Origin of the sequence: Streptomyces sp. NPDC057271 (assembly GCF_042668715.1) — a bacterium.
Classification (GTDB): domain Bacteria; phylum Actinomycetota; class Actinomycetes; order Streptomycetales; family Streptomycetaceae; genus Streptomyces.
On the sequence record NZ_JBHUYJ010000001.1, the window covers coordinates 174,028 to 198,639 of the forward strand.

Below are 24,612 nucleotides of genomic sequence, written 5' to 3' on the forward strand. Positions count from 1 at the left end.
CGGCCCCGGCCGCGGTCTCCGGGGCGCTCCTGTCACGGCTCCCAGCCGGGCTTCCCTCGGAGCCGACAGAGGGGCGCGCCACCGGCCGTGGCCAGGGGCGCGACCGACGCTCGCGTTGCGCGGTACGGGCGCGTACGACTGGCCCTGCCTGGTCACGGGACCCGGCGACGCCCGTGCCTTACGGGTACGGGCCGGCCCGTGCCACGACCCGGAGCGGCGCCCGCTGGTGCCCGCGCCGCCCCCGGTGGCGACGAAAAAGGCTCCCGCCCCGGAAGCCGGGGCGGGAGCCTTTTTCGTCGTGCGCGGCAGCGTTACGCAGGCACCGCCGGTTCGCGGCGGCTGTCGGACCACGCCGACCACAGCTCGGCGTACCGGCCCCCCGCCGCGACGAGTTCCTCGTGCGTGCCGGTCTCCACGACGCGGCCCTGGTCCAGGACGACGACGCGGTCGGCGGTCGCCGCCTGGGGGAGGCGGTGGGCCACCATCAGGCCCGTACGGCCCTCCAGGGCGCGCAGCGCGGCCGTCTCGAGGACGCGGGCGCCCGCGCTCCCGGCGTCGGCGGTCGCCTCGTCGAGGATCGCGACGGGCGGGTCGGTGAGGACCAGCCGGGCCAGGGCCAGGTGCTGGGCCTGGGTCACCGTGAGGCGGTGGCCGCCCTCGCCCACGACCGTGGCCGGCCCCTCGGGCAGCGCGTCGACCCACTCCAGGGCGCCGACACGGTCCAGCGCGGCGCGCAGCTCGTCGTCCGTGGCCTCGGGGCGAGCCAGCCGCAGGTCCTCGGAGAGCGGTCCGGCGAAGACGTGGACCTCCTGGCTGATCAGGGTGACCGCCCGCCGGACGCCGGCCGGGCCCAGCTCCCGGGAGTCCACGCCACCCAGGGAGATGGCGCCGGTCGACGGGTCGTGCACGCCCGCGATCAGCTTCGCCAGCGTGGTCTTGCCCGCGCCGCTGGCGCCGACGAGGGCCACCCGCTCGCCGTCCCGGACCTCCAGGTCCACCGAGGTGAGCACCGGGTGGCCGTCCACGTACGCGTGGCCGAGGTTCGTCACCTTGACCGAGCCGTCCACCGGCACGGCGGCCCGCTCGTCGGTCTCCCGTTCGGCAGGGAGGCTCGACACGCCGACGAGGCGGGCGAGGCTCGCGCCGGCGGACTGGGCGTCGTCGATGAGGAAGAGCGCGGCGTTGATCGGGTTGAACAGACCGTGGAAGTACAGCGCCGCCGCCGTCGCCGTACCGATGCTCACCGAGCCGTTGTCGACCAGGAGGAACCCGGTGACGAGGATCGACGTCATACCGATGAACTCGGCGATGTTGAGGCGCGAGAAGAAGCCCGAGACCAGGCGCATACCGCGCGCCGCCAGGTCCACCGCGGTCTGCGACCGCTGCTCGAGGAGCTCGGCGTGCCGGCCGTTGAGACGGAACGCCCGTACCGTGCGGACGCCGCCGATGCTGTCGAGCAACTGGTGCTGCAGCGCGCCGGTCGCCACCCGGTGCTCGCCGTAGATGCTCGCGGCGCGCGGGATGTACCAGCGCACGGTGAGGACGTGGACCGGGACGGCGATCAGCACGGCGAGCAGGAAGCGCCAGTCGAGGACGGTGAGACCCACGAGGGTCAGCACGATCGTGAGGAAGGCACCGGCGAACTCGGGAAGGGCCTGCCGTACCGCTCGCGCGATCAGGGTCACGTCGCCCGTCACCCGCGAGGTGAGGTCGCCCGAACCGGCCCGCTCGACCCGTTCGAGCGGCAGCCGCAGAGCCCGCGCGATGAACCGTTCCCGCAGGTCCGCGAGGACCGTCTCGCCGAGCCTGGCCACGAGCGACTTGCCGATCGCGGTCGCGACGCCGCGGGCGACGGCGACCCCGAGGAGCAGCAGCATCGGTACGGTCAGCGCGGACGCGCCGCTCCTGCCCACGACGAGGTCCACGATCCGGCCGAGCAGCGGCGCGGTCAGCAGCCCGACGGCCGTGCCGACGACGAGGACGGTCACCGCACCCGTCGCGAGGAGCCGGTGACGGCGCACCAGCTCCCGGACGACGGCGAGGGTCCGGGCGCCGCTCGCGGTGGGCAGCAGCTCACGTTCGGGTGTGCCGGGTCCGCTCATCGTCCGTCCTTCGTCCTGCGGGTCTCGGCCCTGGGCGGTCGTCATGCCAGCACCGCCGAGCGGTACGTCTCGTGGTCGGAGACCAGCTGCGGATGGCTGCCCTCGGCGGCCACGCGGCCGTCGTCGAGCATGACCACCACGTCGGTCCCGGCGAGCAGCGCGGGGCTCGTGGTGACCAGGACCGTGGTGCGGCCGCGGCGGAGGTCCCGCAGCCGGCCGGCGATGCGGGCCTCGGTGACGGTGTCGACGGCCGTGGTCGGGTCGTGGACGACGAGGACCGGGGGGTCGGCGGCGAGCGCCCTGGCGAGCGCGACGCGCTGGCGCTGACCGCCGGAGAGTGACTTGCCGCGCTCGGTGAGGACGGTGTCCACGCCGTCGGGCAGGGCCTGCGCCACGTCGTCGGCCGCCGAGGCGGCGAGTGCCGGACCCGGATCCGCGCCGTCGAGCTCCGCCCCGGCGCGCACGTTGGCGAGCAGGCTGTCCTCGAACAGGTCGGCGTCGTGGTGCGCGACCAGGATCGCGCGGCGGGCGTCGTCCGGACCGAGGTCGCTCAGCGGTACGCCGTCGAGCTCGACGCTCCCTTCGGCGGGGTCGAGTTCGCGGCCCAGGCAGAGCAGCAGGTCGTTCGCGGCGGCCGCGTCACGGGCGACCACACCGACGAGGCTGCCGGGCGCGATGTCGAGGTCGACCCCGCGCAGCGCGCCCTGGGTGACCCCCCGCAGCCGCAGCCGCCCGGCGACGGGGTCGGGCAGGGGGGCCGTGCCCGCGGGGACGGCGGGCGGCGAGGCGAGCACCTCGGCGATCCGTTCGGCGGAGGCACGGCCCTGGGCGAACTCGCCGTTGACGTAGGTGAGGAGCTGGAAGGGGCCGAGGAGGTACTGGGCGAGGCCGACGGCCGCCACCAGCTCGCCCACGGTGATGCTGCCGCTCATGGCGAGATGCGCGCCGACGAGTCCGATGGCCGCGATGAAGATGCCCGTCAGGGCGAGGATCGCGCCGTCGTGCCAGGCACGGCTCGTCGCGGCGCGCAGCGCCGAGGCCAGCGAGCTGCGGCTCGTCTCCCGGTACCGGGAGACCGCCGCCGCCTCGGCCCCGATGCCCTTCAGCACGCGCAGGCCGGCGACCAGGTCGGCGGCGACCCCGGAGGCGTGGGCGGCGTGCTCCTGCTCCGCCTCGCTGCGCCGCTCGAGCGGGCGGCTGATGACGTGGCCGAGCCAGAGCATCGGCGGGACGCCGAGGAGGACCAGCAGGCCGAGGGGTACGGAGATGCGGAGCAGCGCGACCGCGCTGATCGCCAGTCCGGCGACGGCGGACAGGGTGTACGGGAGCGCGGCGGCGACCGAGCCGACGCGCTTGGCGTCCCCGGTCGCGACGGCGGTCAGCGCTCCGGGCAGCCGCCCGCTGTCGGCGCCGCCCCGTGAGTCGAGCACCCGGGCGGCGAGGTCCTGCCGGACGCGGTGCGCGGCCGACTCGCCCGCGCCCTCGGCGAGCCGCGCCGAGTTCCGGTAGCAGGTGGAGAGCACGAGGAAGAGGCCGGCGAGCACCAGCAGCCACCGCAGCAGGGCGCCGGAGGAACCGGTCGCCACCGCCTCGTCGATGACGAGACCGATGACGACCGGGACGAGAGCCTCGCACACCTGATGCGCCATGCCGAGGAGCGAGGCTCCGGTGACACGGCGCCGCTGATCGACGAGTGCTCTGCGGAGGACGAAGCCTCCCGTTGGTCCTCCAGCGGGCATGTGACGCCTCCACAGAAGAGCTGGATTGTTAGGTAAGGCTACCTTAAACACCGCTGCTGCCAAGGGTGCCCGCGGGCTCTCCCGGTGCCGGCGTGAGTGGCTGAAATGGCATGCCGCGCAGCCACGTTGACCGCTTCACGGCTGTACGGTTAGGCTCACCTAAGTTCGATCGGCGGTGTGTCATGTCGCTCGCCGCACCACCGTGTTCCACGCTTCGCGCCGCTCGCGGGGCGCTCGATTCCGCGCCAGGGGAGTGGTCGTTGTCCGTCGAAACCCGGGCGGCGCCCGGAACCGAGAGCGCGGGCCCCGCCGGTCCGGTCGCGCCCACGGCGCGTCCGGCCACGGTGGCCCTGCGGAGTCTTGGACTCCTCGTGTCGCTCGGCGCACTGGTCCTCGTCTCGCTGCTCAGTGTCTGGGTGGGCACCCGCGGCATCCCGTTCGCCGCGACCTGGGACCTCCTCTGGGCACCCGACGGCTCGGAAGCCGCCACCATCGTGCACGACTACCGGATCCCGCGGACGCTCCTCGGAGTGCTCGTCGGAGTGGCCCTCGGACTCTCCGGGGCCCTGATGCAGGCGCTGACCCGCAATCCGCTCGCCGACCCCGGACTGCTCGGCGTGAACCTCGGCGCCTCGGCCGGCGTCGTCGTGGCCATCGCCTTCCTCGGCGTCGCCGCGCCGCTCGGCTACCTGTGGTTCGCCCTCGCCGGCGCCGCCGTCGCGTCGGTGGGCGTCTACCTCCTCGGCTCGTCCGGACGGAGACTCGCCACCCCCGACCGGCTCGTCGTCGCGGGAGCGGCGGTCACCGCCGTGCTGTACGCCTTCAACTGGGCCGTCCTGCTCTTCGACCCGGAGGCGTTCGACCAGTTCCGCTTCTGGACCGTGGGGTCCCTCGCGGGCCGGTACCACGACATCGTCCTGCTCGTCCTGCCGTTCGTCGTCGTCGGGCTGGTCGTCGCCTTCCTACTGGCCCCGTCCCTGAACGCCCTGGCCATGGGCGACCAGATGGGCCGTGCCCTCGGCGTCCACGTCGGCCGTACCCGCGTGCTCGCCGCGGTCGCCGTGATGCTGCTCTGCGGGGCGGCCACCGCGGCCGCCGGGCCGATCAGCTTCGTCGGCCTGGCCGTCCCGCACATCGCCCGGTTCATCGTGGGGGCCGACCAGCGCTGGGTGTTCGCGTACTCGATGCTGCTCGCCCCGGTCCTGCTCATCGGCTCGGACGTCATCGGCCGGGTGCTCGGCGCGCCGGGCGAGGTGCAGGTCGGCGTCGTCACCGCCTTCATCGGGGCCCCCTTGTTCATCGCGCTGTGCCGTCGTCGAAAGCTGGTCATGCTGTGAGCGCCGTAGGGGAGTCGACAGGCTCCGTGCCCGGGTCCACGAAGAACCACGTCCCCCGCACCCCCCAGGTCATCAGCGGCCGCGTCGTCCGCGCGGGCGGTGTCTCGCTCCGCGTCCGGGGCCGTACCGTCGCCGTCACCGCCCTGCTGGCCGCCCTGCTGGTCGTCGTCATGGGCATCACCCTGACCACCGGCGACTTCCCGCTCACCGTCGGCGAGGTCGTCGGGGCCCTGACCGGAAACGGCTCCGGCGCCGCCGACTTCGTGGTCAACACGCTGCGCATGCCGCGCCTCCTGACCGCGGTCTTCGTCGGCGCGGCCCTCGCCGTGAGCGGGGCGATCCTGCAGAGCCTCACCCGCAACTCCCTCGGCAGCCCGGACATCATCGGCTTCACCAACGGCTCGGCCGTGGGCGCGCTCGTCGTCATCATCCTGCTGCACGGGGGCATGACCCAGATCGCGTTCGGCGCGCTCGTCGGCGGCCTCACCACGGCACTCGCCGTCCATCTCCTGATGATCGGCCGCGGGCTGCAGGGCTTCCGCCTGATCGTCATCGGCATCGGCGTCAGCGCACTGCTGCTCGCCGCCAACTCGTACCTGATCACCCGGGCCACCTTCCAGGAGGCCCAGGAGGCCCAGGCATGGCTGATCGGCAGCCTGGGGAACCGGCTCTGGACGCACGCCGGCGCCATCGGCATCGCCCTCGCCGTCCTGCTGCCGCCGGCCCTCCTGCTCTCCCGCCGGCTCGCCATGGTCGAGATGGGCGACATCACGGCGACGGCCCTCGGCGTCAACGTGGCGCGGACCCGCACGATCCTCCTCGTCATCGGCGTCGCCCTCGCCGCGTTCGCCACCGCCGTCACCGGCCCCATCTGGTTCATCGCCCTGGCCGCGCCGCAGGTCGTCCGCAGACTCACCGGGTCCTGCGCGCCCTCGCTGCTGTCGTCCGCCCTGATGGGCGCCCTCCTGCTCGCCGTGAGCGACCTCGTCGTGCAACGGGTCTTCGCGCCCGCGCTCCTCCCGGTCGGCACGGCGACCGGAGCCATCGGCGGGCTCTACCTCATCTGGCTGCTGATCACCGAGTCGCGAAAGAGCCGCGCATGACTGGAACCGACGTCCCGCAGCCCCGGCTCCGTGCCGAGGAGCTGACGCTCTCCTACGACCAGCGGACCGTCGCCTCGTCCCTGAGTGTCGACATCCCCGACCGCTCCTTCACGGTCATCGTCGGGCCGAACGCCTGCGGCAAGTCGACGCTGCTCACGGCGCTCGCGCGGATGCTCAGGCCCAAGGCCGGGCAGGTCTACCTCGACGGCGCGGCCATCGCCTCGTACCGCTCCCGCGAGGTGGCCCGGCGGCTCGGTCTGCTCCCGCAGACCTCCGGCGCTCCCGGCGGCATCACGGTCGGCGACCTGGTGGCACGTGGACGCTACCCGCACCAGCGGCTCCTGAAGCAGTGGTCCGCCGAGGACGAGACGGCCGTCGTCGAGGCGATGCGGCAGACCGGTGTGCTGGAGCTCGCCGACCGTCCCGTGGACGACCTCTCCGGCGGCCAGCGGCAGCGCGTCTGGCTCTCCATGGTGCTGGCACAGCAGACGTCCATCCTGCTGCTCGACGAGCCGACCACCTTCCTCGACATCGCCCACCAGGTCGAGGTGCTCGACCTCTGCGCCGAGCTGCACGCCCGCAAGGGCCACACCGTCGTGGCGGTCCTGCACGACCTCAACCAGGCCTGCCGCTACGCGACGCACCTCATCGTCATGCGACCGGGCGGAACCATCGCCGCCGAGGGGGACCCCGCCACCGTCATGACCGCCGATCTCGTGGAGGACGTGTTCGGCCTGCCCTGCCGGATCATCGACGACCCGGAGACCGGGACCCCGCTGATGATCCCGGCCGCGCCCCGGCGGTTCGGCCCCGAGGCCCCCGCACCGGACGCGGCCGACGACGCCGTACTCGCCGAGACCGCCTAGGACGGACTGCGCATGATGCTCTGCACGAGGCTGACGAACGCGCGCATCCTCACCATGGATCCCGACCACCCCGTCGCCCACGACCTGGGTATCTGGCAGGGCAGGATCGTGGGCCTGGACGAGGCCGTGACCTCCCTGCCGGCCCGTGAGGTCGTCGACCTCCAGGGCGCCACCGTCCTGCCCGGCTTCATCGACAACCACGTCCACCTGTCCTGGACCGGCCTCAGGGCGAGCTCCCCGAGCATCGCGGGCCTCGACCGCGTCGAGGACGTCCTCGACGTCGTGGCGGAGGCCACCTCCCGCACGAACGCGCCCGGCGCGTGGGTCACCATCGGCGGGTACGACCAGCGGACCCTCGGGCGGCACCTGACGGCCGAGGAACTCGACCGGGTCAGCTGGGGCCACCGGATCTTCGTGATGCACGACTCCGGCCACGCCTGCGTCGTCAACAGCGCCGTACTCGACCTGCTCCCGCCGGAGGTCCCGCACGACGACGGGGTCCTCGTGGAGAGCGCGATGGGCGCGGTGCGCCGACTGCGCCTGCCGTACGCGCAGGAGGAGCTCGCCGACGCCATCGAGTACGCGGCACGCGAGTGCCTCGCCGAAGGCGTCACCGCCTGCGCCGAGGCCGGGATCGGCGGCGGCCTGCTCGGCCACAGCCCGGTCGAGCTCGGCGCCTACCAACTCCTGCGCGACCAGGGCCGTCTGCCGCTCAGGGTCCAGCTCATGCCGGGCGGCGACACGCTGCGGCCGCAGGGGGCGCACGAGCGAGACGGCATCCCGCGCGCGCTCGACCTCGGCCTGCGCACCGGGTTCGGCGACGACTGGCTGTCCGTCGGCGCCCTGAAGATCTACACCGACGGCGGCATGATGGCCCGTACGGCCGCGCTGACCGCCCCGTACGAGGGCATGGACCACACCGGCCGGCTCCAGGACGATCCCGACCGCCTCACCTCCCTCATCGTCGACGGCCATCTCGCCGGATGGCAGCTCGCCGTCCACGCCATCGGCGACCGGGCCGCCGACCTCGCCCTGGACGCCATCGAACGGGCCCAGGAGCTGCGACCCCGGACCGACGCGCGCCATCGCATCGAGCACGCCGGGCTCATCAGGCCCGACCAGCTCGCGCGCTTCGCGCGGCTCGGGCTCAGCGCCGTCGTCCAGCCCAACTTCCTGCGCTACTTCGGCGACGACTACGCGACGGTCATGGGCCCCGAGCGCGCGCCCTGGATGTACCGCGGTCGGGGCTTCCTCGACCACGGGGTGAGGCTCGTCGGCAGCTCCGACCGGCCCGTCACCGACGGATCACCCCTGCGGGCCATCCAGTTCATGGTCGAACGCGCCTCGGTCTCGGGGCGGCTCATCGGCCCCGACGAGGCGATCACGGTCGACGAGGCGCTGCGCGCCTACACTGTCGCCGGTGCCTACGCCTGCCGTTGGGAGGACAGCGCCGGCACGCTCAGCCCCGGCAAGCGCGCCGACCTCGTCGTCCTCGGCGACGACCCGCACCGCGTCGACTCCTCGCGGATCGGCGACATCGAGGTCGTCGCGACCTTCGTGGACGGGCGTGAGGCGACGGAGGGACGGAAGCCGTGAGCAGGCGGACCGACGCCCTGGCAGTCCACTCCGACCTGTGGCAGGCCCCGGCGGTCCCGCCCCGCTGGGTCGTCCGGCACGTCCGTGAGGGTGAAGTCCTCGTGTTCGACCGGGAGTTGAACATCCCGGTCGACGTGGACGACGCCGCTCTGGTGGAGGTCGTCCGCCGTATGCGCGAGGCCGGGGCGCCCGAGAGTCACGACTACCCGGGCCGGCCGTGCTGACCGGGACGACCCCGGCCCACCTGGGGAAGGACCCGCTGCCGGGGCCCTGGCGGTCCGGGCAGGGGCCGCGGCTGTGGATCGTGCCCGTGGGCGCGTACGAGCCGCGGGCGGACGAGCTGCGCGAGCTGCTCGACGAGGGCGAGCGGACCCGTCTCCAGGGCTTCGTGCGGGCCGCCGACCGCGCCCGCTACCGCGTCGCCCATGTCGCTCTGCGGCAGCTGCTCGGCGCGTACCTGGAAACAGATCCGGCCCAGGTGCGCTACGTCCGCGAGGCCTGCCCCGGGTGCGGTGGTCCGCACGGCCGCCCGGCCGTGGCCCCGGCCCCGCGGGCCGTGCCGCTCCACTTCTCGCTCTCCCACTCCGGTGACGTCGTCCTGTTGGGCTTCTCGGACACGGCGGTGGGTGTCGACGTCGAGGCGGTGCCCGCCCCGGAGGTGGCCGCCGAGGTGGCCGAGATGCTCCACCGGGTCGAGCGGGCGGAGCTGGCGGAGCTGCCGGAGTCGGCCCGCGCCGTTGCCACGGGGCGCTGCTGGGCCCGTAAGGAGGCGTACCTCAAGGGTGTCGGCATCGGCCTCGGCGAGGATCCCTCCGTCACCCACGTGGGGGCGGGGGTCGCGCCGGCCACTGTTCCCGGCTGGTCGGTGAGCGACGTGCCGGTGCCTCCCGGATACGCGGCGGCGTGCGCGGTCCGGCAGGTGGGCGGGCCGGCTCCGGCCGAGTCGACTTGGCTGTCAACTTAGCTAAGGCTAACCTTAGTTCGATGGTTCCATCGAGTGGGCGGCGACCCCCACCGCCCCTTCGCGCACGGTGGAACCGAGGAAGGAAAGCCTTGACCACGGCCCCGCCACGCCAGGCCACGCTGTCGCCTCGCGTACTCGCCGCTCCCGGCCTCCCCGCGTTGTCCCTGCGGCCCGCACGGCCCGAGGACGCCGCGGCGCTCGCCGCACTCTCCCGGCCCTTCGTCCGCTCCGGAGCGCTCCGCGAACGCCCGCTCTCCCTGTACACCGACCAGGCCGCCGACTTCCTCGTCGCGGAGGCCCCCGGCGGAACGCTCGACGGCTGCATCGGACTCCGTGCCCACCCGGCCGCCGCGACGGCCGGACGGCCCGCCGCTGGTGTCCTCTACAACTTCTGCGTCGCCGACCGGGCGCAGGGCTGCGGTATGGGAGCCCGACTGCTGAACGCGGCTCTCGCGCGGGCCCGGAACGACTCCCTGCGGAGCCTGTTCACGGCCACGACCGGCGGCGGCCGTCTCTTTCTCCGCCACGGCTTCGCGCCGGCCCGCGCGGAGCTCGCCCCGACGGCCTGGACCCGGTCCCTCGACCCCCGCCGCAACGCCCGGATCCTGGCCCGCGCCGTCTGATCTCCCGAGCGGCCGGCGCGAAGGGCAGGCTCCGGAACCGGAAGGGTTCCGAGGTCCGCCCTTCGGGTGTGGACCGCGTGGTGTGCGTCAGGCGGCGTCGAGAATCGACGGGAACGCCTTCACCAGCCGGTCGACCTGATGCTCCGTCATCGTCAGGGCCGGAGCGAGGCGTACGATGCCCGGACCCGCCGCGTTGACCAGGAACCCGGCGTCCTGTGCCGCCCGTCCGACGGACGCGGCGACCGGATCGGTGAGAACGACGCCCAGGAGGAGGCCCGCGCCCCGCACCTCGGCGACCCGGGGATGCGCCGTCTCGATGCCGCGGCGCAGCCGCTCACCCACCCGTACGACGTGGGCGAGCAGTCCCTCGGTCTCGATGGCGTCCAGAACGGCCAGACCGGCCGCGCACGCCACGGGGTTGCCGCCGAACGTGGAGCCGTGGTGTCCGGGCTCCAGCAGCTCGGCGCCCGGGCCGAATGCCACGGTCGCGCCGATCGGAAGCCCTCCGCCGAGCCCCTTGGCGAGGGTGATCACGTCCGGGTCCACCCCCGCGCCCGCCTGGTGCGCGAACCAGCGGCCGGTGCGGCCGATCCCCGTCTGCACCTCGTCGAGGACGAGCAGGCTCCCGGTCGCCCGGGTGATCTCGCGGGCGGCCCGCAGATACCCCTCAGGCGCCGGGACGACACCCGCCTCGCCCTGGACCGGTTCGAGCACGACCGCCGCGGTGTCCTCCGTCACCACGGCGCGCAGCGCCTCGACGTCCCCGAACGGTGCGTCACATCGCCGGGCAGCGGCAGGAAGGGGGCCCGCTTCGCCGGCTGGCCGGTGAGAGCCAGCGCCCCCAGCGTGCGCCCGTGGAATCCGCCCTGCGCGGCGACGAGATGAGGGCGCCCCGTCCGCCGAGCGATCTTGAAGGCGGCCTCGACCGCCTCCGTACCGGAGTTGGCGAAGAACACCCGGCCGCGCTCCCGCCGGCCCAGCAGCGCGAGCAGCCGCTCGGCCAGCGCCACCGGCGGCTCGGAGACGAACAGGTTCGACACGTGTGCCAGCCGGCCGATCTGGGCCGTGACGGCGGAGACGACGGCGGGGTGCGCGTGGCCGAGCGTGGTGACCGCGATCCCGCCGGTGAAGTCCGTGTACGCGCGGCCCGACTCGTCCCAGACGGTGCTGCCCTCACCCCGGACGAGCGCCGGCGGCGGCGTGCCGTAGGTGTCCATCATGACCGCGCGCCAGCGGTGCGCGAGGGGTACGGCGCCGTCGGCGGCGGTCATGCGCGGGCCTCCTCGGCCACCCGGGTCTCCCCGGACTCCGGGGACTCCTCGGTCCCGGTGGTCTGGTCGGGGACGATCGTCGTACCCGGTCCCTCCTCGGCGAAGACTCCGCGCAGCAGGGCGTGCGGCACCCTGCCGTCCAGGACATGGGCCCGACGGACTCCCTCGCGGACCGCTCGCAGGCAGCCCTCCATCTTGGGGAGCATCCCGCTCGTGAGGCGCGGCAGCAGGGCGCCCAGTTCGGCGGCCGTGAGCCGGGAGATCACCTCCGTGCTGTGCGGCCAGTCCGCGTAGAGACCCTCGACATCGGTCAGCACCACCAGCCGCTCGGCACCGAGCGCGACGGCCAGCGCCGACGCCGCGAGATCGGCGTTGACGTTGTAGACCTCCCCGTCAGCGCCCCGTGCGACCGGTGACACCACGGGGATACGGCCCTCGTCGAGCAGCGTGCGTACGGTTCCGGGATCCACCGCGACGACCTCACCCACGAGGCCGATGTCCACCGGGCGTCCGTCCACCCATGCCGGCCGTCGCACCGCCGTCATGGTGTGCGCGTCCTCGCCCGACATGCCCACCGCGAACGGCCCGTGGGCGTTGAGGGCGCCGACGAGGTCCCGCTGGACCTGACCCGTCAGCACCATGCGGACCACCTCCATCGCCTCCGGCGTCGTGACGCGTAAACCCGCCTCGAAGCGGGTCTCCAGGTCGAGACGGTCGAGCATCGCGCTGATCTGCGGCCCGCCGCCGTGCACGACGACGGGGCGCAGCCCCGCGTGCCACAGCTCCACGACGTCCTGGGCGAACGTCCGGTGGAGCGCCGGGTCCACCATGGCGTTGCCGCCGAACTTGACGACCACCGTGCGGCCCTGGAGTTCCTCGAGCCAGGGCATCCCGGCGGCGTCCGGGCCGGCCGTCCGGCCGGCGGTCGTGTCGACGCGCTCGGGGGAGAGAGATCTCATCCGTGTGGTCCCCTGCCCCTTCATGAGCTGTACGCGCTGTTCTCGTGGACGTACTCGGCGGTGAGGTCGTTGGTCCAGATCACCGCGGAGGAGTCCCCGGCGCTCAGATCCACCGTGATCGTGATCCGGCGGCCCGACAGGTCGACCTTGTCCCTGGCCTCGCCCGCCGCGCCGTTCCGGCACACCCAGACGTCGTTGATCGCCACGTCCAGCCGGTCGGGGTCGAAGGCCGCCGACGTGGTACCGATCGCGGACAGCACGCGGCCCCAGTTCGGGTCCTCCCCGTGCAGCGCGCACTTGAGGAGGCTGTTCCGTGCCACGGACCGCCCGACCTCGACGGCGTCCTCCTCCGAGGCGGCGCCGACGACCGTCACCTCGACCTCTTTGGTCGCCCCCTCGGCGTCCGCCACCAGCTGCCTGGCCAGATCGAGGCAGACCGCGTGGAGTGCCTCGGCGAAGTCCGCGGGGTCGGGGGTGACCTCCGAGGCGCCCGAGGCGAGCAGCAGCACGGTGTCGTTGGTGGACATGCAGCCGTCGGAGTCCACCCGGTCGAAGGTGGTGCGCACCGCCCGGCGCGGTGCCGGGTCGAGCACGTCCGCGCCGAGGTCGGCGTCCGTCGTCAGGACGACCAGCATGGTGGCGAGACCGGGCGCGAGCATGCCCGCTCCCTTGGCCATGCCGCCCACCGTCCAGCCCTCCCCGGACACCACGGCGGTCTTGTGCACCGAGTCCGTGGTCTTGATGGCGCGGGCCGCGTCCTCCCCGCCTCCGTCCGTGAGCCGGTCCACGGCGGTGTCGATGCCGGCCGTGACCCGCTCCATCGGCAGCCGGACGCCGATGAGACCGGTGGAGCACACCGCCACCTCGTGCGGGTCCACGTCCAGGGCCCGTGCGGCGCGTTCGGCCGTCAGCAGCGCGTCGACCGCGCCCGCCTGACCCGTACAGGCGTTGGCTCCACCGGAGTTGAGGACGACGGCCGTGAGACGGCCGCCGGCCAGGGCTCGGCGGGACCAGCGTACGGGCGCGGCCTGTACGCGGTTGGAGGTGAAGACGCCGGCGGCGGCGCGTGACGGCCCTCGGTTCACCACGAGGGCGAGATCGCGATCACCGGACTCCTTGATGCCGGCGGCCACGCCGCTCGCGAGGAATCCACGGGCGGCGGTCACACTCACGGAGCCACTCCATTCGTGGGCAGGCCCAGCCACTCCGGCAGGCCGAGGGCGAGATTCATGCACTGCACCGCGGTGCCCGCGGTGCCCTTCACCAGGTTGTCGATGGCGCTCACACAGATCAGCCGGCCCGCGTCCGGGTCCACGGCGATCTGCACCTGGGCGGAGTTGGAGCCGAGGACGGCCGCGGTCGAGGGCCACTGTCCGGGCGGCAGCAGGCGGACGAAGGGCTCGTCGGCGTACGCGGCCTCGTAGACCGCGCGCACCACGTCCTTCGGCGCGGCGGCCGCGTCGGGGCGGAGGCGGGCCGAGCTGGTGGCGAGGATGCCCCGGGGCATCGGGGCCAGCGTCGGGGTGAAGGAGACGGTGACATGCTCGCCGGCCACCAGGGAGAGGTTCTGCGTCAGCTCGGGGGTGTGGCGGTGGCCGCCGCCCACTCCGTACGGACTCATGGAGCCCATCACCTCCGCGCCGAGCAGATGCGGCCGGAGCGCGCGTCCGGCGCCCGACGTGCCGCTGGCCGCGACGACGACCGCCTCCGGCTCCACCAGGCGGGCCGCGTAGGCGGGGAACAGCGCCAGCGTGACCGCCGTGGGGTAGCAGCCGGGCACGGCGATCTGGGTGGCACCCTTCAACTCCTCGCGCACATTGGGGAGTTCCGGCAGTCCATAGGGCCAGGTGCCGGCGTGGGCGGAGCCGTAGAACCGCTCCCAGGCAGCGGGGTCGCGGAGCCGGAAGTCCGCTCCGCAGTCCACGATCACCGTCTCGGGAGAGAGCTGCCGCGCCAGGGCGGCCGACTCTCCGTGCGGCAGGGCCAGGAAGACCGCGTCGTGCCCGCGCAGGGACTCCGCCGAGGTCTCGTCGAGCACCCGCTCGGCGAACGCGGACAGCTGCGGCTGCACGGACGAGAGCGGGCGGCCCGCGCTGCTGTGTGCGGTGAGCGCGCCGATCTCCACTTCGGGATGGGCGTCCAGCAGGCGGAGGATCTCTCCTCCCGCGTAGCCGCTGGCACCGGCCACGGCGACCCGTACGGTCATCTTCTTCGTCTCTCCCTGTGCGTGTGGGGCTGCGGTGACAGAGTCGGCGCCGCAGGTCGCCGTCAGGGGGACCTGGTCACGCGTCCCGGTGAACGGCTGGTGGAACCCTGTTGAGCAGGAGGTCGCGGAGCATGGCCTCGGTCGTGCGGACGACACCGCTGCGGGCCGCCCAGCGCAGCGCCATGGCGTGTTCCTCGGGAGAGAAGTCCGCCACGGCGTCGGCGACGACGAAGGGCTGGATGTCGTTCATGAAGGCGTCCGCGGCGGTCAGCAGGACGCCGAGATGGGCGTACACCCCGCAGACGATGAGCTGGTCGCGGCCCTCCGAACGCAGCAGCCTCCCGAGATGGCTGCGGAGGAAGGCGTTCTGGCGCACGTTGGGGAGCAGATGCTCGCCCGCGCGGGGAGCGAGCGGCGCGATGATCGCCGCCGCGTCGGGCTCGTCGCCGATGCCGGGACCCCAGATGTCGGCGACGAGCCCGCGCTGGCCGGGCCGCTGGGCGGCCGGCTCGGCGCTGAAGACGACGGGCATGCCGAGGGCCCCGGCGAGTTCGCGCAGGGCCGCGATGTTCTCGACGAGTTCCACGACCGGGCTCTGTCCGGCCGGGAACACCTCCACGAAGTGGTTCTGCATGTCGTGGACCAGGAGGGCCGCGCGGCCGGGGTCGACGGACCAGGAGGCACAGGACCGGGGGAGGGCCGCGGGGTCGGGCAGGGGGTAGGGGCCGACGGTCGGCAGGCCCATGGTGGTTCCTCCCCCCGGATGGCGTGCGCGTGTCAGCGCAACCACCCCTCGCGTGTGGTTTAGCTTAGCCTAACCTAAGTTCATGTGGGAGGGTGGGGCAACTGAGCTTCAGATGGGCCGAGTTGGCGTCACGGCCTGCTGGAGGAGCGCCGGTGGTGCGTGCAGGAGGGGGTCGTCAGGAGCCGCCGGACCTGCTCCCCGGCCTCGGCCGCGTCCCGCGCCTCGACGGGGAACCGCAGGCGGAGGTCGCAGTGGCCTTCGCGGTACTCGCAGCGCAGGGTGATGCCGTGCCGGTCGACGGCGAGCGGGAGGGCCCGGACCATCCCGAAGGGGAGGCGCGCGCCGGCGAGGACGATCAGGTCCGCGACCATGTCCTCGTGGGCGTCGGCGAGATGCGTGAGCATCGCGGCCTCCTGTACGGCGAGCGGGTCGGGCTGCGCGAGCGTGAACCGGTCGAGGTCGACGTCCTGGGTGCCGGCCGGGGTTCGCAGGGTGACGCGCGCCAGGTCGAGGCGGAGCCCGTCCTCGCCCTCCGTGCCGGCCGGGGTCAGCCGGCCCGAGAGCGTCACCCTGGCCCGGACCCGGTCGCGCAGGGGTGTCGGCGCGATGTCGGTGAACTCCAGGAGGGCGGCGAGGCTGCCGCGTGGGGCGGAGGCGACCTGGGCCTCCAGGGGGCTCTCCGGCTGGGCGGTGAGGGTGATCCGTCCGTCGCGGTCGATCGAGTGCATGCCGATGAGGTCGTAGCACTGCGCGTCCGTGGTGAGGGACAGGGAGACCGCCCGGGTCAGCACGGAGCGGACCAGCTCCGCCGCGGCCTGCTCGTGCGGGACGGTGTCGGTGGCGGCGTTCAACGGAACTCCTCGCGGGAGGGCGGATGTCGGGGCGCGTCCGGTGAGAACGATCCTCGACTCGGGCTAAGGTAAGGCTAACCTAAGTTGCCTTGAGGGTGGTGTCCAGCCCCGTGCGTGTCCGGCGATCCGTCGCGACCTGGCCGGATCAGCCCTCTCCGTCGGCGCGCCACGACCGGAGCTTCTCCGGATTGCGGACCGCCCAGATGCGGGTGACGCGCGCCTCGGTGACGTCGAACGCGGCCACGGTCACGGTCACGCCCGCGTGTTGGGCGACCAGGCCGGGCCGGCCGTTGACCGTCCGTTCCAGGAGCGTCAGACCAGGCGCCTTGTCGGCGATGTGGAGCAGGTACCGGGCGATGTGCCCGGCGCCCTCGACCGGTCGGAGTGCGGCGCCGACCAGTCCGCCGCCGTCGGCGGTCATCGTGGCCTCGGGATCGAGGAGGCCGACGAGCGCTCCGATGTCCCTCGCCTCCCAGGCCTTCTTGAAGTGCCGCACGAGTCCGGCCTGTCCGGCCGTAGCGGCCGCCGGGGCCTGCGCGGCACGAACGCGCCGCCGGGCCGACGACGCCAGCTGCCGACAGGCCGCGGGAGTCCGGTCGACGATCGAGGCGACCTCCGCGAACGGATAGCGGAAGACGTCGTGCAGGACGAACGCCACGCGTTGGGCGGGGGTCATCGACTCCAGCACGACGAGAAAGGCCATGCTCACCGACTCGTCCAGGGTGATCCGGTCGGCGGGGTCCGCCGGTTCGGCCCGCCCGGCACCCGTCTGCCCGCCGATCCACTCCGTACGGTCGGGCACCGGCTCGGGTATCCACGCGCCGACGTACCGCTCACGTCGTGCCCGTGCGGAACCGAGCATGTCCAGGCAGACGCGGCCGGCCACGGTCGTCAGCCAGGCGCCGGGCGAATCGACGGCCTCCTGCTGCCCTCGCGACATCGCGTACCAGCGGGCGTACGTCTCCTGCACGGCGTCCTCGGCCTCGGCGACCGAACCGAGCAGCCGGTAGGCCAGGTTGATCAACTGGCGCCGCTCGCCGACGACCGCGCTCGGCTCCGGCTCCGTCGGGGTGATGCTCATGCTCGTGCCGCTCCTTCGCGCGCTGCTCCGCCGACTCCGTCCCCGCCCCCTTTGACGGGGGCCGGCGCCGAGCCGTGTGGCCGACGCCACACCTCACATTTCGCGAGGCCACGTCGTCGGACTGTCGAGACAGTACCGATCAGGTGCCGAAAGGCAGAAGAGGGGTTGGCGACATGACCACAGCCACGGTGACGACGACGCGGCGGGGCGGTGCGGCCTTCGTGAAGACCGTGATCGCCCTGCAGACCCTCTCCCTCTTCTTCCAGGCCGCCACCGCCGGACTGCTGCTGTCCTCCGCCCACGGCGAGGTGCTGCACAGTGTGGGGGCGCGCGTGATGTACGGGGCCTCGATGCTGTACGTGCTCGCCGCCGTCCTGGCGTGGCGGCCCGGCGGCGGGTCGCCACGCCCGATCCTGTACGCGAGCGGCTTCCTCGTCCTCGCCTCCGTACAGGTGGTGCTGGGCATCGCCCACAAGCCGGCGCTCCATGTCCCGCTGGGTACCCTGATGTCCGCGCTGAGTGTGCTGGCGCTCGGTCAGGCCGTCCGCGAGTGCCGGCAGCACTCCGGGGCCGGGCTCCCGGAACGCCGCGTCTCCTCCACCGGCCGCGCCGACTGATCGCGGTGCCCCGCGCGGGCCGACGGGACCGACTCTCCTCCGGCGGGGGCATGTGCTTGCCGTCCCTCTCCGCCGTGACCCGGCCGTCTCGGCGACTTCGGTGCGCCGTCCGCCTCGTGGTGCGCAGCGAGTGCCCACCGTGATCTCCGCGGGCGTGCCGAGGCCGGCGGCCCCCGTGGGGGACCGCCGGCCCGTGTGGCTCGTCGACGCGTGTCAGAAGACGCTCACGCCGTACGCGTTCAGAGCCTCCGTCACCGGCTGGAAGAACGTGGTCCCGCCGCTGGTGCAGTTGCCGCTGCCGCCCGAGGTGAGCCCGAGCGCGGTGCTGCCCGAGAACAGGGCGCCGCCGCTGTCCCCCGGCTCCGCGCAGACGTTCGTCTGGATCATGCCGTAGACGACGTCGCCGCCGCCGTAGTTGACGGTGGCGTTGAGGCCGGTGACCGTACCGCCGCGCAGCCCGGTCGTGCTGCCGCTGCGCTGCACGGACTGCCCCACGTACGCGTTGCCGGCGCCGGTGATGTCACGGTAGCTGCCGTTGTAGAGGTAGACCCGGCCGTCGGCGGCCGAGGCGTTGGAGTGCCGGATGATGCCGTAGTCGTTGGTCGGGAAGCTGGAGCCGGCCCGGGTGCCCAGCACGGTGGTGTTCGCCGAGTTGGTGTACCAGGTGCTGGCGATGTCGGTGCAGTGGCCGGCGGTCAGGGCGTAGTAGGTCGAGCCGCTGCGGACGTTGAAGCCGAGCGAGCAGCGTCCGCCACCCGCGTAGATGGCCTGGCCGCCCGCGATGAGTTTGCTGAACGTGCCCGGGGTCCGCTTGATCTCCAGGTCGGCGGCGCGGTCGCCCGCCGCCTTCCTGATCTTGGCGATCTCGGCGGCGGAGACGGTGGAGTCGGCGGTGACGACGATCTTCCCGGTCGCCGCGTCCGTGTACCACGCGGTGCCGGGTACGTCGGCGCCGCGTACGGCCTGGTCGGTGACCGCGAGTTGGGCGGCGGTGGCCCGGCCGTCGTCGACCGTCGCCGCGGACGACATGGGGGCGGCAAGCGCTGAGGCGGCGAGGAGTGCGGAGGCCACGGCGATCAGCCGTGCGCCCTTGGCTACGCCGCCGAGGGGGGACAGGCGCTTGAGGTTCACTACATCCTCCGGTGGGGGAGTGGGGGGACCCGCTGGGTGGGCGGACCCTTGCCGCGGAGCCTGCAGGTTCAGGGCGGCGGGTGAGTACCCCGGGAACCCCGCCATGGACCTGTCAAACTCGACAAGGGGAATCCTCGAATCCGAAGGGCTCGGCGGCAAGAACGCCTTTCGGCCGATCTACGCGCGTTCAGGTGGTCCGGAGCCCGGACGGGCCGGCTGTGCGGGCGCGGTGGTCGCCGTGGCCGGCCCGGGGGATCCGGTGGGTGCACACGCTTGCAGCAGTTTGCTGACGTCCTTTCAGGTTCGTTCATGTCGGGTCGGGTCGATGTCTCACGGGTGCGTCCTGGAAGCGGAAGGTGTCGCACCGTTTCTCCTGCTCACCCACCGGGGCGCGCTCGTTCCGTGCCCGGCGTCCACCCTGCGGCGGCGCACCGGCGGGCGGGCCCTCGGTCGTACGCGGGGAGCGGTAGCGGCCGCACAGATCCGGCCGCGGGCCGAGGTGGCGCCGGGGCGGGAACGGCGCGGGCGGGCGGCGGTGAGACGGTGCTTCCGGGGTCGGTGGGTGTCGAGTGGTACAGGTGTCCGGCGCCCCTCAATGCCGCAATCGTTCGTTCCGTCCCGCCGGCGGGGTGTCCGGTTTCCGCGTCTTGCCGTCAGAGCGCCTCGTAGACGGCGGCCACCAGAGCCATCTTGCGCGGGTCGTCCGCGATGGCGGGGCCCATGCGGTTCATCACGTACCCCAGGGAGACGCCCGACTCCGGGTCCGCGAGGCCGCAGGAGCCGCCGAAGCCGTCGTGTCCGAAGGCCCGCGGGTTGGGCCCGTACGAGCCGTTGGGGCCGCTCAGCCACAGACCGAGGGCGCACTCCGTGTCGTGGGCGAAGCCCGCGCCGAGCACCAGGTCGCGGCAGGACCCCTGCCCCTCGCGGGCCCGTTCGGCGGCCGGTCCGGAGAGGATCCGGTGCTCGCCCGCAAGGCCGCGCCCGGCGAAGACGCCGTACAGCTCCGCGACAGCCCGGGCCGTCCCGTGACCGTTGGCCGCAGGCAGCTCCGCGGCGCGCCACTCGGGGCTGTTGGCATGGCCGGCGCCGACGAGCGGGTTGGCCAGCGCGGCTTGTGCGGCGGGGTCCAACTGGGCGAACACCGCGGCCTGTTCACTCGCCGAGGAGGTCCGTGGGTGCACGAGCTCGGCCGCCCGGTCCGCGTCCTTCTCCGGCAGGCCGATGGTGAAGTCGATGCCGAGCGGTCCGGTGATCTCCCGGCGGAGGAAGGTGCCCGGCAACTCGCCGGTGACCCGCCGGATCACCTCGCCGACCAGGAAGCCGTACGTCATCGCGTGGTATCCGGAACGGGTGCCGGGCTCCCACCACGGCGCCGTCGCGGCGAGGCGGGCGGTCGTCAACTCCCAGTCGTAGAACTCCGCGAGGCTGAGCGGCTCGCGCAGACCGGACAGCCCCGCGCGGTGGGAGAGGAGGTGGCGTACGGGGAGGGCCTCCTTGCCCGCCGCGGCGAACTCGGGCCAGTACGAGGCGACCGGCGCGTCCAGGTCGAGCAGCCCGCGGTCCGCGAGCAGATGGGCACAGAGCGCGGTCACGCCCTTGGTCGTGGACCAGACGTTGACCACGGTGTCGCGTTTCCAGGGGCGCGTGCGGGCGGGGTCCGCCCAGCCGCCCCACAGATCGACCACGGTCTCGCCGTGGAGCCGGACCGCCACCGCGGCGCCGAGTTCGTCCCTCGTGCGGAAGTTGGCCTCGAAGGTCTCCCGTACGGCGGCGAAACGGGGATCGCAGTGACCCTCGATCGCGGGGGCCGGTGAGCGGAGCGGATCGGGCGCGGGCATGACGTCCTCCAGGGTGCCTCGGCGATTGCGAGCAACATACCGACTGGTCGGATCGGTGGGAAGGGAGTGAACTCGGGTGCCGCCCCGGCCGTTCGCCTGCTCGGTCGAGCCCCGTCGCCCGCTCGGGGGCGGCGCGTTGCCCGCGACCGGGACGGTGCGCGAACCGGCGGGATCGAGCGGTCTGCGCCCCCACTCCCGCCTCGCGCCGCGCAACCACGCCGCGCGGGGCCCTGCCGGGCGCGGCAGGAGCCGGCGCCTGGACCTCCGCCGGGGTGAGCCGCGTCTCACCCCGGCGGCCGCGCTTGCCTATGCAACGAGTTGCATAGAAGGATTCCGGTGTGGCGATCGAACACGCGATTCTTGTGTCCCTGCTGGAGAAGCCTGGTTCAGGCTACGAGCTGGCCCGGCGCTTCGAGCGGTCCATCGGGTACTTCTGGACCGCCAGTCACCAGCAGATCTACCGCGTGCTCAAGCGGATGGAGAGCGAGGGCTGGGTCGACGTCCAGGACGTGCCGCAGCAGGGCCGGCCGGACAAGAAGGAGTACTCCGTCGCGGCCCTCGGACGGAACGCCCTGGCCACCTGGCTGCACGAGCCCATCGAGCCCGAGAGCATCCGGCACGACCTGGCGGTGAAGATCAGGGGCGCTGCCTTCGACGACCCCGCCGCGCTGATCGGCGAGGTCGAGCGGCACCGCCAGGCGCACACCGAGCGCCTCGCCCGCTACCTCGCGGGCGAGGAGCGCGACTTCACCGGACCCGACGCGCCTGGTGCGCCCGGTGCCGCCGACGGCGCGACAGGCAGCATGTCCGGCGACGCGTCCGACGGTTCGGTCGACGGCGCGTCCGACGGCCCGCTCGACGCCGGGAGAGAGCTCCAGCACGTCGTGCTGCGCGGAGGCATCGCGTACGAACGGATGACGCTCGCCTGGCTCGACGACGTTCTCGCCACCCTCCACCGGCTCGGTTCCGCGCGCTGACTCCCTCCGCGACCACCCGCGCCACCCTGCCCACCGCACCCTCATCGGACCGAAAGACGGAGCCCATGGCCGACTCGCTGCTCTTCAACCCGCACACCTACGACCCGGCACACTTCGATCCCGAGACCCGTCGGCTGCTGCGCGCCACCGTCGACTGGTTCGAGCAGCGCGGCAAGCGCAAGCTCATCGAGGACTACCGCACCCGGGCCTGGCTGGGGGACTTCCTCGCCTTCTCCGCCAAGGAGGGCCTCTTCGAGACCTTCCTGACGCCGTCCGACGAGGCTGCCGAGGGGCAACCGGACAAGCGCTGGGACACCGCCCGTATCGCCGCCCTCAACGAGATCCTCGGTTTCTACGGGCTCGACTACTGGTACGCCTGGCAGGTCACGATCCTCGGCCTCGGCCCGGTCTGGCAGAGCGACAACGCCGCCGCCCGCGCCCGCGCAGCCGAACTCCTCTCCCAGGGCGAGGTGTTCGCCTTCGGCCTGTCCGAGAAGACCCACGGCGCCGACATCTACTCCACCGACATGCTCCTGGAGCCCGACGGCGCGGGCGGCTTCCGGGCCGGCGGATCCAAGTACTACATCGGCAACGGCAACGCCGCCGGGCTCGTCTCCGTCTTCGGCCGCCGTACGGACGTCGAAGGCCCCGACGGCTACGTCTTCTTCGCCGCCGACAGCCGTCACCCCGCCTACCACCTGGTGAAGAACGTCGTCGACTCCTCGAAGTTCGTCAGCGAGTTCCGCCTGGAGGACTACCCCGTCGCCGCCGAGGACGTCCTGCACACCGGCCGCGCCGCCTTCGACGCCGCGCTCAACACGGTCAACGTCGGCAAGTTCAACCTGTGCACCGCCTCGATCGGCATCTGCGAGCACGCGATGTACGAGGCCGTCACCCACGCGCAGAACCGCATCCTCTACGGCCGTCCCGTCACCGCGTTCCCGCACGTGCGCCGCGAGCTGACCGACGCCTACGTCCGTCTCGTCGGCATGAAGCTCTTCAGCGACCGCGCGGTCGACTACTTCCGCTCCGCCGGCCCCGACGACCGCCGCTACCTCCTCTTCAACCCGATGACGAAGATGAAGGTGACCACCGAGGGCGAGAAGGTCATCGACCTCATGTGGGACGTCATCGCCGCCAAGGGCTTCGAGAAGGACAACTACTTCGCCCAGGCGGCCGTCGAGATCCGGGGCCTCCCGAAGCTGGAGGGCACCGTCCACGTCAACCTGGCGCTCATCCTCAAGTTCATGCGGAACCACCTCCTGGACCCGGCTGCGTACGAGCCCGTCCCGACCCGACTGGACGACGCCGACGACACGTTCCTCTTCCGCCAGGGCCCGGCCCGCGGTCTGGGTTCCGTGCGCTTCCACGACTGGCGACCGGCGTACGACACGTACGCGCACCTGCCCAACGTCGGCCGCTTCCGCGAACAGGCGGACGCCCTCTGCGAGTTCGTCACCACCGCCGCTCCCGACGAGGCGCAGAGCCGCGACCTCGACCTGCTCCTCGCGGTCGGCCAGCTGTTCGCGCTCGTCGTCCACGGCCAGCTGGTCCTGGAGCAGGCGCGCCTCACGGACCTCGACGAGGACGTGCTGGACGAGCTGTTCGCCGTCCTCGTACGGGACTTCTCCGCGCACGCCGTCGAGCTGCACGGCAAGGACTCCGCGACCGAGCAGCAGCAGGCATGGTCGCTGGGGGCCGTCCGCCGCCCCGTCGTCGACGAGTCGCGCTCGGACCGCGTCTGGCGGCGCGTCGAGGCGCTCTCGGGCGCGTACGAGATGGCCGAGTAGCCCACCGCCCGCGCTCCCGGCACCGGGCCGCCCGCCCTGCCGACCGGCCCCTGCCCCCTCCACGCCCGCATCCGGCGGACGTGAAGGGGGCAGGGGGTACGCGCGCCCGCCGGCGGTACGGCGAGCAGGCGGCCGGGGCGGATGTCGCCGGGGCGGATGTCACCGGGCAGCTCCACCTCCGCTGCGAGGATGTCGCCCGCCTCGCAATGCCGTCCCACCACCGTGGCCGTCCGGGTACCCGCGACCTCTCGTGGCCGCCGGCCGAGACGCCGGGCACCACGCGCACCCTCAGGGGTTCCATGCTGGGGACGGTAGGGCACGGGCGGGTTCCGTCCCGGCGTTCCACGCCTCTCCTGCGGCGGCGGAGCGCCTTGAGCTGACGCGGGCGGGCGTCAGCGCGCCTTGGCGTCGCCGGGCGGATCCTGTGGGTCCACACCTGTCACGGCGGACGCGTCCCGAGTCCCGCTGGGGCGCCGCGAGCGGCCCTTGGGGCCGGTGTCGTGCAGGCCGTCCTCGCCGCCTTCCCGCGTGCTCTGCTCTTCTCCGCGGCGGCTCGTGCTCTTCACGTGCTTGCCGTGCGGCTCGCCCGCCTCCTCCTTCGACACCTTGCGGCCCGGCCCCTTCTCCGGAGCGTGCTCGTCGGGGTGGAAGGACCGGTGGGCGCTCGGATTGTCCTGCCGGCGGCTCTCGTCGACGTCGGGAGACCAGCCGTGCTGCTCTTTCCCCTTGTGCCGACCGGGGCCTTCCCCGTGCCGCGGATGGGATGGATCCGGCTGCTTGCCCATGGTTCTGTTCGCCGCCTCTCCGGCGTCGTGC

At 73.2% G+C, this 24,612-nt stretch carries 21 protein-coding genes and 2 pseudogenes; 10 read left to right on the forward strand and 13 right to left on the reverse strand.

Annotated elements, in window-relative coordinates:
• Nucleotides 1–311: 311 nt before the first annotated feature.
• Together ACFUJR_RS00735 and ACFUJR_RS00740 are read right to left on the reverse strand one after the other, a co-directional pair.
• Complete coding sequence (locus ACFUJR_RS00735) at nt 312–2,147, reverse strand: ABC transporter ATP-binding protein (RefSeq protein WP_383450166.1); 1,836 nt, start codon at nt 2,145–2,147, stop codon at nt 312–314.
• Nucleotides 2,144–3,841 (reverse strand): ABC transporter ATP-binding protein, encoded by a 1,698-nt coding sequence (locus ACFUJR_RS00740; RefSeq protein WP_383175269.1) that lies wholly within the window; start codon nt 3,839–3,841, stop codon nt 2,144–2,146. The genes ACFUJR_RS00735 and ACFUJR_RS00740 overlap by 4 nt, the downstream gene beginning before the upstream one ends.
• 260 nt (nt 3,842–4,101) lie before the next feature.
• Between ACFUJR_RS00740 and ACFUJR_RS00745 the strand changes: the two genes are divergently transcribed.
• From ACFUJR_RS00745 to ACFUJR_RS00775, 7 genes are all read left to right on the forward strand, one after another.
• Nucleotides 4,102–5,178, forward strand: a complete 1,077-nt coding sequence (locus tag ACFUJR_RS00745) for a FecCD family ABC transporter permease (RefSeq protein ID WP_383175272.1) — start codon at nt 4,102–4,104, stop codon at nt 5,176–5,178.
• 26 nt (nt 5,179–5,204) lie between these two features.
• Nucleotides 5,205–6,281, forward strand: coding sequence for a FecCD family ABC transporter permease (locus ACFUJR_RS00750; protein WP_383175275.1), 1,077 nt, complete (start codon nt 5,205–5,207; stop codon nt 6,279–6,281).
• Complete coding sequence (locus ACFUJR_RS00755; RefSeq protein WP_383175278.1) at nt 6,278–7,147, forward strand: ABC transporter ATP-binding protein; 870 nt, start codon at nt 6,278–6,280, stop codon at nt 7,145–7,147. The genes ACFUJR_RS00750 and ACFUJR_RS00755 overlap by 4 nt, the downstream gene beginning before the upstream one ends.
• A 15-nt stretch (nt 7,148–7,162) precedes the next feature.
• Complete coding sequence (locus ACFUJR_RS00760; protein ID WP_383175317.1) at nt 7,163–8,743, forward strand: amidohydrolase; 1,581 nt, start codon at nt 7,163–7,165, stop codon at nt 8,741–8,743.
• A complete protein-coding gene (locus ACFUJR_RS00765; protein WP_383175281.1) occupies nt 8,740–8,967 on the forward strand; it encodes a hypothetical protein in 228 nt (75 codons plus the stop codon). The genes ACFUJR_RS00760 and ACFUJR_RS00765 overlap by 4 nt, the downstream gene beginning before the upstream one ends.
• Nucleotides 8,961–9,707: a 4'-phosphopantetheinyl transferase family protein gene (locus ACFUJR_RS00770; protein ID WP_383175284.1), complete on the forward strand. Its 747-nt coding sequence runs from the start codon at nt 8,961–8,963 to the stop codon at nt 9,705–9,707. The genes ACFUJR_RS00765 and ACFUJR_RS00770 overlap by 7 nt, the downstream gene beginning before the upstream one ends.
• Before the next feature lie 89 nt (nt 9,708–9,796).
• Nucleotides 9,797–10,330 (forward strand): GNAT family N-acetyltransferase, encoded by a 534-nt coding sequence (locus ACFUJR_RS00775; RefSeq protein WP_383175287.1) that lies wholly within the window; start codon nt 9,797–9,799, stop codon nt 10,328–10,330.
• A gap of 90 nt (nt 10,331–10,420) precedes the next feature.
• On the opposite strand, the pseudogene ACFUJR_RS00780 reads toward ACFUJR_RS00775, so the two are convergent.
• The 7 genes and pseudogenes from ACFUJR_RS00780 to sigJ form a co-directional block, all read right to left on the reverse strand.
• Nucleotides 10,421–11,601: pseudogene (locus ACFUJR_RS00780) on the reverse strand (acetylornithine transaminase); the annotation flags it as partial.
• A complete protein-coding gene (gene argB, locus ACFUJR_RS00785) occupies nt 11,598–12,491 on the reverse strand; it encodes an acetylglutamate kinase (RefSeq protein ID WP_383175320.1) in 894 nt (297 codons plus the stop codon). The pseudogene ACFUJR_RS00780 and the gene argB, both read right to left, overlap by 4 nt.
• 89 nt (nt 12,492–12,580) lie before the next feature.
• Nucleotides 12,581–13,732: a bifunctional glutamate N-acetyltransferase/amino-acid acetyltransferase ArgJ gene (argJ, locus tag ACFUJR_RS00790; protein ID WP_383175290.1), complete on the reverse strand. Its 1,152-nt coding sequence runs from the start codon at nt 13,730–13,732 to the stop codon at nt 12,581–12,583.
• A complete protein-coding gene (gene argC / locus ACFUJR_RS00795) occupies nt 13,729–14,766 on the reverse strand; it encodes an N-acetyl-gamma-glutamyl-phosphate reductase (protein ID WP_383175293.1) in 1,038 nt (345 codons plus the stop codon). The genes argJ and argC overlap by 4 nt, the downstream gene beginning before the upstream one ends.
• Nucleotides 14,767–14,842: 76 nt before the next feature.
• Nucleotides 14,843–15,511, reverse strand: a complete 669-nt coding sequence (locus tag ACFUJR_RS00800) for an isochorismatase family protein (protein WP_383175296.1) — start codon at nt 15,509–15,511, stop codon at nt 14,843–14,845.
• Nucleotides 15,512–15,639: 128 nt separating this feature from the next.
• On the reverse strand, nt 15,640–16,362 hold the full coding sequence (locus tag ACFUJR_RS00805) for a DUF2470 domain-containing protein (protein ID WP_383175299.1): 723 nt from the start codon (nt 16,360–16,362) through the stop codon (nt 15,640–15,642).
• 145 nt (nt 16,363–16,507) lie between these two features.
• The gene (gene sigJ, locus ACFUJR_RS00810) at nt 16,508–17,443 is read right to left on the reverse strand and encodes an RNA polymerase sigma factor SigJ (protein ID WP_383175302.1); all 936 of its coding nucleotides are present in this window, start codon (nt 17,441–17,443) and stop codon (nt 16,508–16,510) included.
• 173 nt (nt 17,444–17,616) lie between these two features.
• On the opposite strand from sigJ, the gene ACFUJR_RS00815 reads away from it, so the two are divergent.
• Entirely contained in the window at nt 17,617–18,060 is a 444-nt protein-coding gene (locus tag ACFUJR_RS00815) for a hypothetical protein (protein ID WP_383175305.1), read from the forward strand.
• A gap of 213 nt (nt 18,061–18,273) precedes the next feature.
• Here the strand turns inward: ACFUJR_RS00815 and ACFUJR_RS00820 are convergent, their stop codons facing one another.
• On the reverse strand, nt 18,274–19,191 hold the full coding sequence (locus ACFUJR_RS00820) for a S1 family peptidase (protein WP_383175308.1): 918 nt from the start codon (nt 19,189–19,191) through the stop codon (nt 18,274–18,276).
• A gap of 653 nt (nt 19,192–19,844) precedes the next feature.
• Nucleotides 19,845–21,029 carry a serine hydrolase domain-containing protein gene (locus ACFUJR_RS00825; protein ID WP_383175311.1) on the reverse strand — a complete coding sequence of 395 codons (1,185 nt, stop codon included), beginning with the start codon at nt 21,027–21,029 and terminating at the stop codon, nt 19,845–19,847.
• 338 nt (nt 21,030–21,367) lie between these two features.
• Between ACFUJR_RS00825 and ACFUJR_RS00830 the strand changes: the two genes are divergently transcribed.
• Both ACFUJR_RS00830 and ACFUJR_RS00835 read left to right on the forward strand, forming a co-directional pair.
• Nucleotides 21,368–22,006, forward strand: a complete 639-nt coding sequence (locus ACFUJR_RS00830) for a PadR family transcriptional regulator (protein WP_383176509.1) — start codon at nt 21,368–21,370, stop codon at nt 22,004–22,006.
• A 65-nt stretch (nt 22,007–22,071) separates the two neighbouring features.
• Nucleotides 22,072–23,796, forward strand: coding sequence for an acyl-CoA dehydrogenase family protein (locus ACFUJR_RS00835; protein ID WP_383176512.1), 1,725 nt, complete (start codon nt 22,072–22,074; stop codon nt 23,794–23,796).
• Between the two features lie 101 nt (nt 23,797–23,897).
• On the opposite strand, the pseudogene ACFUJR_RS00840 reads toward ACFUJR_RS00835, so the two are convergent.
• A pseudogene (locus ACFUJR_RS00840) lies at nt 23,898–24,116 on the reverse strand (hypothetical protein); the annotation flags it as partial.
• A 72-nt stretch (nt 24,117–24,188) separates the two neighbouring features.
• Nucleotides 24,189–24,581, reverse strand: a complete 393-nt coding sequence (locus tag ACFUJR_RS00845) for a hypothetical protein (protein ID WP_383176515.1) — start codon at nt 24,579–24,581, stop codon at nt 24,189–24,191.
• Between the last annotated feature and the right edge of the window lie 31 nt (nt 24,582–24,612).